This is a genomic window from Dokdonia sp. LLG6352-1 (assembly GCF_045055815.1).
In the GTDB taxonomy this organism is placed as follows: Bacteria; Bacteroidota; Bacteroidia; order Flavobacteriales; family Flavobacteriaceae; genus Dokdonia; species Dokdonia donghaensis.
The window spans coordinates 1,154,261-1,167,575 of the sequence record NZ_CP159329.1; the positions used below are offsets into that span (position 1 = coordinate 1,154,261).

A 13,315-nucleotide genomic window follows, 5' to 3' on the forward strand; every position below is an offset into this window, starting at 1 on the left:
ATGCATTATACATTGCACCAGCTTCAAGTCTTCTTGAAGGTTACAGAATTTAAGAGCATTACAAAAGCTGCAGATGAGCTACATCTCACGCAGCCAGCGGTCTCGATACAGATTAAAAATTTTCAAAATCAGTTTCCTATTCCGCTTACGGAAGTTGTGGGGAGACAATTATTTGTAACAGATTTTGGTGAAGAAATTGCAGCTGCAGCACGTAAAATAATTGCCGAAGTAGATGCAATTAATTACAAAACGATGGCTTATCAAGGTCAGCTCTCGGGTAAATTAAAGATATCAATCGTCTCCACGGGTAAATATTTGATGCCCTATTACATCACAGATTTTATGAATATGCATCCTGGTGTCGATCTAGAGATGGATGTGACAAACAAGACCAGAGTGGTACGTCATCTTGAAAAAAACGAAACAGATTTTGCCCTAGTATCTGTAGTTCCAGATCATATCGCGATAGATAAAGTGAGACTCATCCCTAACAAACTATTTTTAGTAGGAGGTAGGCAGCACACGTACTCAGGTAAAACCATTTCAAAAAAGGATTTTGATAAGCTACCCGTGGTGTATAGAGAAAAAGGATCTGCAACACGGGCAGCTATGGAAAATTATATTGCAGACAGACAACTTCCTACTCGTAAAAAAATAGAGCTTACCTCAAACGAGGCGGTAAAGCAAGCAGTGATTTCTGGAATAGGTATTTCTATACTTCCGTTAGTGGGGCTTAAAAATGCACTTACGAGCGGTGATGCTCAAATCATCCCGAGCAAAGGATTGCCTATCACCACACACTGGAATCTCATCTGGCAAAAAAGCAAGCAGCTTTCTCCCACCGCACAAGCCTTTGTGAGTTACCTCGAGGAGCATAAAACAGCGCTTAATGAGAAGCATTTTGGGTGGTTAGATACATATTAAAGGGTACGCTTTCGCGAAAGCGTAATACGTGCAAAACGTTGTCTTTACTGAAGTGACGTGCAAATGTCGGGTTAAATACTGTTCAAAAAACGAAACAAATCATAAATGAGCCATACTATTGCAGTGTAGAACTTCTTGTACATTTGATGCGCATCATTACAAGGCAAAACATTTATGATGAAACAACCAGAATTAGGACAAAAGATTTTAGAACTGCGCCAGCAAAAGGGATTAACGCAGGAAGAACTTGTAGCGCAATGTAATATCTCTGTGCGCACAATACAGCGCATAGAAGCTGGAGAAACAATGCCACGTGTTTACACGATTAAAACCATACTCTCTGCGCTAGATAGAGATCTAGATGACTTGCAAGAAGACACCATTTTTGAGGCTAAAGTAAAAAAAGCAATGCTTTTTGAAATAGATGAAAGTAAGGATGTATCATATCTATTTAAACAACTTCACATAGGCTGGATTGCTGCTATTTTGAGTATGATTGTGTTTATACTTCAGATTTTTGACACTTATCACTACGAGACTGAAAATGTATATTTTGCTGGAGATATAGGTTTTAGACTGCTAGCTCTTTTTGCAATCGTATTTTTTATATTTCATATGAGGGCTTTCATTTTAATAGGAAACCTCTTTAAGGCGAGTATATTAAAAGCGGCTGCACTAGTTTTTATCACGGTAGAGATTATTGCAAACTTAATTACCATTATAGATGTGCACGGCACGTATATCTCAGATATCGCTTATGGTATTATAACCTCAGTTTTGTATGGTGTAGCTTTTCTCGTTTTTGGATATGCGTTGTATAAGCTCAAAGGGTTAGGGGCCTTATCTCAAGGCACCGGTATCGGGTATATTGTACTAGGTGTTTTCTTTTGCACCATAATTTTGGCCATTGTAGCGCTGCCATTAAGTATCGTGGCACAGGTATTTAATATCCTTATTATTTTAAAAGCGATTGATATGATCAAAAAACAATTAGGCTAATAAGAACTATCATTTTAAAAGAAATAAAACGCATCCTCAAAATGCTCAAGGCATTCTTGCTTTGAGTTTTTGAGTACTGCGATAATGTCAAATCGTACTTTTACATCTAGGTCATTTTCTAGTACGTATTCATTTGACACTTTTACGATAGACTTTTGCTTACCAGTACTCACAAAACTTTGCGGATCGCCAAAGAAATCTGAGTTACGCGCCTTTACTTCTACCACAACGAGGACGCCTTCTTCCTTCTGGCAGATAATGTCGACTTCATTTTTTCCAAAAAACCAATTACGTTCAAGAATCGTGTAACCCTGCTTTATTAAATGCAGGGTTGCTAGTTCTTCGCCGTATTCGCCTAGTTCTTTTGGGGTCATCAGTTGTTTAGAGGTAAGTTATTTTAGTGTTATTTTGAGTAACAACAAGTTCAATCTCACTCCCCAACTTCAACGCATTATTATTATCTACGTGACCTGCTGGGAAGTCAAACGATACTGGGAAGTCACATTCTTTTACTGCATCTAGTACAATCTCTTGAGCCGTTTTTCCAAAAGGGATTCTGTTATCGTGCATCTTCGTCATACCACCCACAACCATACCCGCACAGTGATCCAGCATCCCGTTGCGTTTTAGATTGACTACCATTCTATCTATGTGATAGAGGTACTCATCTAGGTCTTCTATAAATAAGATTTTACCCGCTGTATCTAAATCGGAGCAACTACCACATAGACTGTAAAGTATAGAGAGGTTTCCGCCTACGAGCGTGCCTTTTGCAGTGCCTAGTCTATTAAGTTTATTTGTGGTGTTGTAACTAAAGTTAGGTTGCTCGCCAAAAAGGGATTGTTTTAATGACGCTTTCGCGAAAGCGGTATTATCTTCAAGAGAAACCGGCATTGTGGCGTGTATCGTTTTGAAGCCTATTTTATGAATGTGACTGTGTAAAACCGTCACATCTGAGTAGCCCACTATCCACTTTGGGTATTTGACAAACTTGTAAAAATCTAGATCATCTACTATGCGCACTGTCCCGTAGCCGCCGCGAGCGCACCAGATGGCTTTAATCTCCGTGTTATCCATCATTTGCTGAAAGTCTTGTGCTCTCTGAAAATCTGTCCCAGCATACTGATTGTCTTCTAGGCCTATGGTGTTACCCAACACGGGAACTAAGCCCCAACTTTCAAGAAGCGCGATGCCCTCTTCAAGTTCTTTTTTAGAAATTTTACGTGCCGTGGCAACTATTCCGACTTTATCGCCGTATCTAAGATATGGAGGTGTAACCATTGATTTATTTTTCACACCTCAATATACTAACATTTAAACTTTTTGGGTTTATAATGATCATTTACCTAAGTCCCCACTTTTAGTTATATTGAGGTGCTCTAAATCAACCCCTTATGGAAATTATCTCCTCTTGCAACACAGCTTCCATAACCCCATATGTACCTAGCACAGGTAACCCTTGGGATGTTATGAAGGTAAAACACTTGTATAAAAGACTCGCATATGGTGCCACGACTACAGTGCTAGATGCGGCCTTGTCACAAACGCCTCAAGAAGTTGTAGACACACTGTTACTAGAAGCTCAAACCACACCCAACACCCCTGCACCTGCTTGGGCTTATTGGGATTTGAGTGACTTTAATGATTATGATACAGAAAATAATGAGTTTATAAGCGAGTGGTATAGACAAGCGGCAAAAGATATAAGAGATAAAAACTTAAAAGGGCGTCTCACATTTTTCTGGCTCAATCATTTTGTGACGCAAATAGAAACCTACTTCTACGCACCTTATACTTTTCAATACTGGGATATACTGCAAACGCATTGCTTAGGTAATTTTAAAACCTTCGTAAGAGAGATGGGGCTCAACCCTGCGATGCTTCTTTTTCTCAACGGTTTTGAAAACTCTAGCCAAAACCCAAACGAAAATTATGCGCGTGAACTTTATGAGCTGTTTACATTAGGTGAAGGTAATGGCTACACACAGCAAGATATAGAAGAGACCTCCAGAGCGCTCACGGGGTATAACCACTGGGTAGAGTACGGGGCCGCCATTACATTTGATGAGAGCACCTTTGATAGTTCAGAAAAAACAATTTTTGGACAGACAGGACCCTGGGGATATGATGATGTGATAGATATTCTCTTTGAGCAAAAAGCGAGCATTATAGCCACTACAATTTGTACTAAACTATATACATACTTTGTAAGTCCAGACATAAATGATACTATCGTAGCAGAAATGGCAACGCTATTTATGGACCAAAACTGGGAGATTGAGCCAGTACTAGAGATGCTTTTTAAGAGCGAGCATTTTTTTGATCAAAATGCGATAGGGATGATTGTAAAAAGTCCGTATGATCTCATAATGACCTTTTATAACGAGCTAGATTTTACCTATAATGATACAGATGATGGTTTTGCGAGTTATGCAAATTATATCTCAGATATGCTGGGTCAAAATTTATTTCAACCTATAGATGTAGCTGGCTGGCAGCGCAACCACGACTGGATAAACTCTAGCACTCTTACCGGGAGATGGCTAAGCCTTGAGAACCTAAGTTGGAATTTCTGGCTAGAGACCGGGTATCAATATCGAGATTTTGCGCAAGCCCTTACAAACTCAAGCACAGACCCAGTAGTAATTACAAAAACAATAGTAGACTACTTTTTATCACGACCACTGTACACAGAGGCAGATTATGAGATAGCAGAGGCTATTTTTAAATGGGAAACACCAGAAAATTACTGGGAAGATGGTATATGGAACTGGAATTTTGATTCGGCGGCATATCAAACCATCTTGCTTATTCACCATATTTTTAGAATGCCGGAATTTCAACTCAAATAACCCTGCCCTATGTGTACTCACGATAAGAATCACGCTTTCGCGAAAGCAAAAAAAAGAACAGCAACGGGACCTACAGCAAGTCTTAAAGACGCACATCACGATGATGAGCACAGCACTTGGAATAGAAGAAGTTTTATGCAGGCTCTGGGTTTAGTAGGTGGTGGAAGCATTATGCTAGGAGGTACAAATCTTACAGCATCTGCACCCTCAAGATTAACAACAGCCCTCACCACTGCCGAAAATGAAGACCGCGTACTCGTTCTAGTACGTCTTAAAGGAGGTAATGATGGTCTCAATACAATTGTGCCGGTTTATGATTATGATTTTTATGCCAATAATAGACCATCTATAAGACATACAGAAAACAGTTTGTACAACCTCAATGCAGATTTTGGGATACCACAATCTATGGCAGACTTACAGTCATTATGGGGAGATGGTGCAATGCGTGTGGTACACGGTGTAGGCTATCCAGATCAAAATCTGTCACACTTTAGAAGTTCAGATATCTGGGCATCTGGAGATGCTGTAAATTATGAGGAGACGGGCGTGCTGGGGCGTTATTTTGAAAATTTATATCCAGATTTTCTTATTAATCCGCCAGAGATTCCTGCGGCTATACAGATAGGGAGTCAAGGTAATCTCATTTTTGATGGGGTAGATAATAGCTATGCATTTTCTGTAGCAAATCCTGCGCAACTTTCTAGCATTGCCGAAAATGGGCTGCTACACGATGTGCTAGATGTACCGGGATGCACCTTTGGTGAGCAGTTAGAATTTATGCGTGGTATGACTAACACCACATTTACCTACGCGAATACCATAAACGAAGCTTATGAAAATGCTACAAATGCCGTTGAGTATGATACGCAAAGCTTAGGGAGACAACTCGCTATTATCTCAAGAATGATCAAGGGAGGTCTAGGTACAAAGGTATATCTAGTGACGCTAGGCGGTTTTGATACGCACGCAAACCAGCAAGAAACGCACGATAATAGAATGGAGCAAGTAGCTCGTGGTATGAAAGACTTTTTTACAGATCTTGAGGCAAGCGGTATGCATACTAATGTGATGGCAATGACTTTTTCAGAATTTGGGCGTCGTATAGAAGAAAATGGATCAAATGGAACAGACCACGGGGCGGCATCGCCTGTTATGGTTTTTGGCCCAGCGATGCAGGGCAACGGTTTTGTGGGTACGCATCCAGATTTACAAGATCCAGATCAAGTAGGAAATTTAAAGTACGGTACAGATTTTAGACAAGTGTATGCTACAATGCTTAAGCAATGGCTATGTATAGATAGCGGGCTGGTAGATGAGGTGTTGCTCGGGCAATCTTTTGAGAGTGTAGACCTAGGTTTTGACTGTGAGTCTCTCTCTTCTGGAAGTTTTGATAGAGCAGATACTTTTCAGCACTGGAGCAGTGTTCAGGGTAATGACACTTTTATAGAGTTTACGATGAATAGCACGGCAAAGGTGACCGTTACCTTATACAATCTATTAGGGCAAGAAGTGGGTACAGTGGTAAATGACTTTATGTACGAAGGACCACAAAAGTTTAATGTTAAAGAACGCATTAATAAGCGATTGTTTACGGGACAATACATCTATCAGATTCAGTTTTCGGGTAAAAAATACAGTAAGAGTATTCTTGTAAAATAAGCAGTTTTATGTAGTTGTGAGTCCGCTTTCGCGAAAGCGTAATAAATCCCTCCTTACTTTGCATCATCTCAAGTTGCAGCTATTGTGACCTGGCTTGTAAAAGCTGTAGGTACTAGCTTGTTTTTCTTTATTTTTGTCGCTTCTTAAAGAACACAATATGTCTCAGAATCCACAACGATATACAATTACAGCGGCACTGCCGTATACTAACGGACCTATACACATAGGCCACCTTGCAGGAGTGTATGTTCCGGCAGATATTTATGCGCGTTACCAGCGTATGCAAGGAGCAGATGTTGCTTTTATATGTGGAAGTGATGAGCACGGTGTGCCCATCACAATCAAAGCAAAAAAAGAGGGCGTTACCCCTCAAGATGTGGTAGATAAGTACAATGCGATAATCAAAAAATCTTTTGAAGATTTTGGGATCACTTTTGATAACTACTCACGTACCTCTGCAAAAATTCACCACGATACAGCGTCTGAGTTTTTTAAGAATATGTACGACCAAGGTAAGTTTATAGAAGAAACTAACGAGCAGCTGTATGATGCCGAGGCAAATCAGTTTCTTGCAGACCGTTTTGTGACGGGAACGTGCCCTAAGTGTGGTTATGAGGAGGCTTATGGAGACCAGTGTGAAAACTGTGGTACTTCGCACAACGCAACAGACCTTATCAACCCAAAGAGTGCCATAACAGGAGCTGTACCTACACTTAAGGAAACAAAACACTGGTTTTTGCCACTAGATCAATACAATGACTTCTTTAAAGAGTGGATCATAAAAGGGCATAAAAAAGACTGGAAAACTAATGTGTACGGGCAGTGCAAATCTTGGATAGATGATGGACTGCGACCTCGTGCCGTAACTCGTGATCTAGACTGGGGAATCCCAGTACCGGTAGAGGGAGCAGATGGAAAAGTGCTGTACGTTTGGTTTGACGCGCCTATAGGTTACATCTCTTCTACAAAGGAGTGGGCAGCACGTGAAGGCAAAGACTGGGAGCCGTACTGGAAAGATGAAAACACAAAGCTACTTCACTTTATTGGGAAGGATAATATCGTTTTTCACTGTTTAATTTTCCCTGCGATGCTCAAAGGTCACGGTGAGTATATTTTACCAGATAACGTGCCTGCAAACGAGTTTTTAAATCTTGAAGGGCGCAAGCTTTCTACTTCAAAAAACTGGGCGGTATGGTTACACGAGTACCTTGAAGAATTTCCAGATCAGCAGGATGTGTTGCGTTATGTGCTTACTGCAAACGCACCAGAATCTAAGGATAATGATTTTACTTGGAAGGATTTCCAAACTAGAAATAATAGCGAACTCGTAGCCATTTTCGGAAACTTCATTAACAGAGTTACCGTGCTTACACATAAGTATTATGATGGTACGATACCAGAGCCGGGTGCGTTTAATGGTTTAGATACAGAGGTGCTAGATGCTATAAAAGCATACCCCGCAGTGATAGGTAGCAGTATAGAAAAATACCGCTTTCGCGAAAGCCAAACAGAATTTATGAACCTCGCTCGTCTAGGAAACAAATACCTAGCAGACGAAGAGCCGTGGAAGACGATCAAAACAGATGAAGAACGCACTAAAACAGTAATGTATGTAGCCTTACAAATTGCAGCTGCACTTTCTGTTTTAAGCGAGCCGTTATTACCGCATACAAGCGGAAAACTGAAAGATATTCTTAATGTAAGTTTAAGTGCAGATGAGAACGCTTTACAATGGAGTGATATATCATCTAAGGAGGTCTTAGTTCCAGCTGGTCATACCATTAATAAATCTCAATTACTCTTCTCAAAAATAGAAGACAGTCAGATACAAGTGCAGCTAGATAAGCTAGAAGCAAGCAAAGCTGCAAATGAAGCAGAAGCCGCTGCCGAAAATGCAGTTGTAGAGCCACAAAAGAACACAATTACCTTTGACGATTTTACAAAACTCGATATGCGAGTAGGTACGATTATCGAAGCAGAAAAGATGAAGAAAACAAAGAAACTCCTCATCTTAAAAGTAGATACAGGTATTGATGTGCGTACCATCGTTTCTGGTATAGCAGAGAGCTTTACTCCAGAAGAAGTAATAGGGAAACAAGTAACGGTACTTGTAAACCTGGCTCCTAGAGCACTACGTGGTGTAGAGAGTGAAGGAATGATCTTAATGACAGAGGATGCTAGCGGTAAGTTGGTTTTTGTGAATCCTGATACTGATGGTGTGGGGAATGGGAATATGATAAGTTAAGCGTGTGGAGGTTTTACAATACGTAATCAAAAGCTCAGGCTTATCAGAAAAAGGTGTAAAAAACACACTAGATCTCCTCAACGAAGACTGCACACTCCCATTTATAGCGCGCTACCGCAAGGAAGCCACAGGTGGACTAGATGAGGTGGAGATTGGAAAAATTATCGAGCTTAAAGAGCAGTTTGAGACTTTAGAAAAACGTAAAAAATCAATTCTTAAATCACTAGAAGAGCAAGACGTCCTTAGCAGCGAACTCCAAGATAAGATTGAAAAAACGCAAGATCTTGCTACCCTAGAAGACTTGTATTTGCCTTACAAGAAAAAGCGTAAAACGAAGGCCGAGACAGCACGTGTAAACGGACTAGAACCACTAGCCAAAATCATTATGTCTCAAAATGCGCAAGACCCAGAAGGACTAGCGCATCGATATACCAATAGCGAAGTACTAGATGCACAAAGTGCACTAGAAGGAGCACGTCACATTATAGCCGAGTGGATTAACGAGCGTGCAGATATACGTAACAATATACGTGAGCAGTTAAAACGTTTTGCCACCATAGAGACGAAGGTGGTTAAGAAAATGGCAGATGAGGAAAAAGCGCAGAAATTCCGTGATTATTTTGACTGGTCTGAGTCACTAAGCCGCTGTCCGTCACACAGACTACTTGCCATTTTAAGAGCCGAAAATGAAGGTTACATCCGTGTCAAAGTTGTCATTGATGATGAGCGAGCGCTTGACAAAATAGAGCGCAAACTCATACGCTCTCGTGGCGACAGCGCCACACAGATTGAACTTGCCATAAAAGATGCTTACAAGCGACTATTATTTCCTGCATTGAGCAATGAGCGTCTCTCAGAAGCAAAGAAAACAGCAGATGAAACTGCTATTCAGGTTTTTGCAAAAAATTTAAAACAATTACTCCTTGGTTCGCCGCTAGGTGAGAAGCGTATTCTTGCGCTAGACCCAGGTTTTAGAACAGGTTGTAAACTGGTGTGCCTAGATGCACAGGGACAGTTGTTACATAATGAAACCATCTACCCACACGCACCAAAAAACGATGACAAAGGCGCGATAAAAAAGATCTCAAGTCTTACAGATGCTTATAAAATTGAAGCAATCGCCATTGGTAATGGTACGGCTTCCCGCGAGACCGAAAGACTCGTAAAGCGCATCCATTTTAAGAATGCGATGGAGGTTTTTGTAGTGAGTGAGGCAGGGGCTTCTATTTACAGTGCAAGCAAGATTGCACGTGATGAGTTCCCTAATTATGATGTGACAGTTCGTGGTGCAGTTTCTATAGGTCGTAGGTTGCAAGACCCGCTGGCAGAGCTGGTGAAGATAGATGCAAAGTCAATTGGCGTAGGGCAATATCAGCACGATGTAGATCAGACCGCACTTCAAAAATCACTAGATCAAACGGTAGAAAACTGTGTAAATGCCGTGGGTGTAAATATAAATACAGCAAGTGCTCCGCTGTTGAGTTATGTGTCAGGTATTGGACCAAAACTGGCTGAAGGTGTAGTACGCTTTCGCGAAAGCGAAGGACCCTTTAAAACACGTCAAGAGATTAAAAAGGTACCACGTCTGGGAGGAAAAGCATTCGTACAAGCCGCAGGCTTTTTAAGAATCACGGGTGCCGAAAATCCGTTAGATAACTCGTCGGTACATCCAGAAAGATATAAGTTGGTTGCAAGCATAGCCAAAGATCAAAAAGTATCTGTTGCCGAAATGATAGGAAACACAAGCCTTCTTAAATCAATAGACCTTCAAAAGTATGTAACGGATGAGGTGGGACTTCCTACACTCACCGATATTATAAGCGAACTAGAAAAGCCCGGGCTAGACATTAGAGAAAAAGCAAAGGTTTTTACTTTTAATCAAAACATACGCACTATAGAAGATGTCCAGTCAGGCCAATTGCTACCAGGGATTGTAAATAATGTAACCGCTTTTGGAGCCTTTGTAGACATAGGTATTAAAGAAAGCGGTCTCATACATATTTCAAACCTTGCAGATGGTTTCGTGAGTGATGTAAGTGCTCACGTAAGTTTACAGCAGCAAGTTATTGTAAAAGTACTAGAAGTAGATATCGCAAGAAAGAGGATACAATTGAAGTTGGAGAAGTAAAATGTAAGATCCATTTTGAAACTTACCAAACAATAGTTGATGGCATACCAAATTTTGTAATAATATTTTATCTGACCTTATAGAAACGATGTTTTTAGATTTAGGTTGTGAAATATCTCCTTTGCAGTTTATATTTGAGTTTTAAGACATCAATCAATCAAATCATTTATGAAATCATTTTTCACCATTCTATTTGTACTAATTGTTTCACTAGTTTCAGCACAGAAGGCCGTTGTGCAAATTAAAGATGTAATAGGCGATGGAAAAGGTAAATTAAAAGAATCAATGACAGTAGTCAATAAGGAAGATGGTTCTTTTGTCCTTTTTCTTTTAGGGTCAAGGTCTACTGAAGCAATTTTATATGATAAGGATTATAAGAAAGTTTCTACCATAAAAGGAGATAAAGTCCTGAAAAAGGATGTTGCAGTAATGGGTTATACGATAAGCAATAACCAGTATCAACTAATTTCTAAAGGGTTTGATACGGGTTCACTCACAAGTACGGTTTTTGATTTTGAAAATCATAAAGTGACAACAAAAACCTTAGACCTAAATCTCAAGAAACAAACATTTATAGAGTTTTTTAATTTAGGGGATAAAATGTACTTGTTAACCATAGATAGGGATTCTTCTAATTTAATACACTACAGTGTTGATGATCAAGGTGTGGTGACACGTAATGAGATTGTAATAGAAAATACTTTTTATAGCTCTAAGGGTTTTGAGATGAATTTAAAGAAGATCCTTAGAAATAAGTATACTTCAAAAGTTTTGCCCGATGATAAAACGACAATGAAGCAAGCGGCAGAACTGCTTAAATTTTATTTAATTAATGATAATCATCTTGTATTTACCGTGGACTATAGTAATACTGTAGTCAATATTTTTGACATCTCTTTGAAGACTTTTGAAGTAAGGGAACAAACCTTTTTTAGGCCAAGGCCAAAAATTCAAGAATATGGATGGAAGGCAAATTCATTTTTAAAAGATCATTATTTGTTTCAAATTGTTTCTTCTAAAAAGGAAATGATTGTGACTGTTACAAATAGAAGGGATAGCACGCTAGTTAAACAATTTGGTGTGGAAAAAGATAATAAAATGGATTTTACTAATTCCTCAATTATATTAGCAAAAACAGAAGATGATAAATTAATTGAAAAAACATCTCAATTTCTTAGAAAAATAAGTAGTGATCGTAATGGTATTGCTGTCTCATCTGTAAATGGAAATTACCAAATCACCTTAGGAGGAAAACAGCTTATGAACGGCGGCGGAGGAGTAGCAATGATGAACCCTGCGGCAGGAATACCAATTGCCTCAGTAGGAGCATTTACTTTTGCATTTAATCCTTCTTTCTTGATGATGGATACAAATTCTGTAACACATTACACTAGTGTAGAGTGTGTGTTTGATAAGTCATTTAATCATTTGCCAGATGTAGAAGCTTCTTCACTTATGTTGAAGAGAAGAGACTTCCTTAGTCCTGATATAAAAAATGTAGCAGAGACATTTTTCAATATAGAAGACGACTATTTTTTGGGAATGTATTATAAAGAGGCAGATATGTATGTAATTAGAAAATTCTAGTCTTGCTCAAAATCGCATTCCACCCCATTTATAAACACCCACTTCCAGAGGGGCATCGCTTCCCTATGGAGAAGTATGATTTGCTTCCTAAGCAGTTAGTATATGAAGGTACGTGTACAGAGGATAACTTTTTTGAGCCGGTACAGGTAGCTCACGAGCATATTTTGAGATGTCATACTACAGAGTATGTAGATAATCTAAAAGCACTTACTATTGACCCAAGAGCACAGCGAAAAACGGGTTTTCCACTCTCACAAGAACTTGTTGATCGCGAATTAATCATCACTCAAGGCACCATTGATGGGTGTCACTACGCGCTAGAAAATGGTATTGCAATGAATATTGCTGGCGGCACACACCACGCTTATACAGATCACGGAGAGGCGTTTTGTCTGCTCAACGACCAAGCGATTGCTGCGCGATATTTACAAGCAAGCGAGCTTGCAAAAAAAATTCTCATTGTAGACCTCGATGTTCATCAAGGTAATGGAACGGCAGAGATTTTTACGGGTGATGATTCGGTATTTACGTTTTCAATGCACGGTAAGGCAAACTATCCTTTTAGAAAAGAAATCTCAGATCTTGATATTGCATTAGAGACCGATACAGGCGATGCGGAGTACCTGACTATTCTTAAAAAAACATTGCCAAATCTCATTAAAGAACAACAACCAGATTTCATCTTCTACCTATGCGGAGTTGATATTTTAGCGAGTGACAAATTGGGTAAATTGGGGTGTAGCATAGAAGGTTGTAAAGAGCGCGATCGGTTTGTGTTACAAATCTGTTACGATTTAAAAATCCCTGTACAATGTAGTATGGGCGGTGGCTATTCTCCAGATATAAAAGTGATAATTGACGCACACGCAAATACCTTTAGAACGGCACAAGATATTTACTTTTAGTTCAATCTTTCGT

General features: G+C 39.6%; 10 protein-coding genes. 8 read left to right on the plus strand and 2 right to left on the minus strand.

All coding sequences use genetic code 11. The features are described from left to right. Window positions 1-924 carry a LysR family transcriptional regulator gene (locus tag ABVM49_RS05265; protein WP_405203340.1) on the plus strand — a complete coding sequence of 308 codons (924 nt, stop codon included), beginning with the start codon at window positions 1-3 and terminating at the stop codon, window positions 922-924. 174 nt (window positions 925-1,098) lie between these two features. Continuing rightward, on the plus strand, window positions 1,099-1,923 hold the full coding sequence (locus ABVM49_RS05270) for a helix-turn-helix domain-containing protein (protein WP_405203341.1): 825 nt from the start codon (window positions 1,099-1,101) through the stop codon (window positions 1,921-1,923). Window positions 1,924-1,937: 14 nt separating this feature from the next. Here the strand turns inward: ABVM49_RS05270 and ABVM49_RS05275 are convergent, their stop codons facing one another. Then, complete coding sequence (locus ABVM49_RS05275; protein WP_405203342.1) at window positions 1,938-2,297, minus strand: YraN family protein; 360 nt, start codon at window positions 2,295-2,297, stop codon at window positions 1,938-1,940. A 7-nt stretch (window positions 2,298-2,304) separates the two neighbouring features. Next, window positions 2,305-3,204 (minus strand): LD-carboxypeptidase, encoded by a 900-nt coding sequence (locus tag ABVM49_RS05280; protein ID WP_405203657.1) that lies wholly within the window; start codon window positions 3,202-3,204, stop codon window positions 2,305-2,307. 113 nt (window positions 3,205-3,317) lie between these two features. Between ABVM49_RS05280 and ABVM49_RS05285 the strand changes: the two genes are divergently transcribed. The 6 genes from ABVM49_RS05285 to ABVM49_RS05310 all read left to right on the plus strand — a co-directional run bounded on the left by ABVM49_RS05285 (window position 3,318) and on the right by ABVM49_RS05310 (window position 13,302). Beyond that, on the plus strand, window positions 3,318-4,775 hold the full coding sequence (locus ABVM49_RS05285; protein ID WP_405203343.1) for a DUF1800 family protein: 1,458 nt from the start codon (window positions 3,318-3,320) through the stop codon (window positions 4,773-4,775). 9 nt (window positions 4,776-4,784) lie between these two features. Further along, window positions 4,785-6,437 (plus strand): DUF1501 domain-containing protein, encoded by a 1,653-nt coding sequence (locus ABVM49_RS05290; RefSeq protein ID WP_405203344.1) that lies wholly within the window; start codon window positions 4,785-4,787, stop codon window positions 6,435-6,437. Window positions 6,438-6,594: 157 nt separating this feature from the next. Then, entirely contained in the window at window positions 6,595-8,682 is a 2,088-nt protein-coding gene (gene metG, locus ABVM49_RS05295) for a methionine--tRNA ligase (RefSeq protein WP_405203345.1), read from the plus strand. A 4-nt stretch (window positions 8,683-8,686) separates the two neighbouring features. Beyond that, window positions 8,687-10,810, plus strand: coding sequence for a Tex family protein (locus ABVM49_RS05300; protein WP_405203346.1), 2,124 nt, complete (start codon window positions 8,687-8,689; stop codon window positions 10,808-10,810). 168 nt (window positions 10,811-10,978) lie between these two features. Next, entirely contained in the window at window positions 10,979-12,397 is a 1,419-nt protein-coding gene (locus ABVM49_RS05305; protein WP_405203347.1) for a hypothetical protein, read from the plus strand. Window positions 12,398-12,399: 2 nt separating this feature from the next. Then, a complete protein-coding gene (locus tag ABVM49_RS05310) occupies window positions 12,400-13,302 on the plus strand; it encodes a histone deacetylase (protein ID WP_405203348.1) in 903 nt (300 codons plus the stop codon). Window positions 13,303-13,315 lie beyond the last annotated feature (13 nt).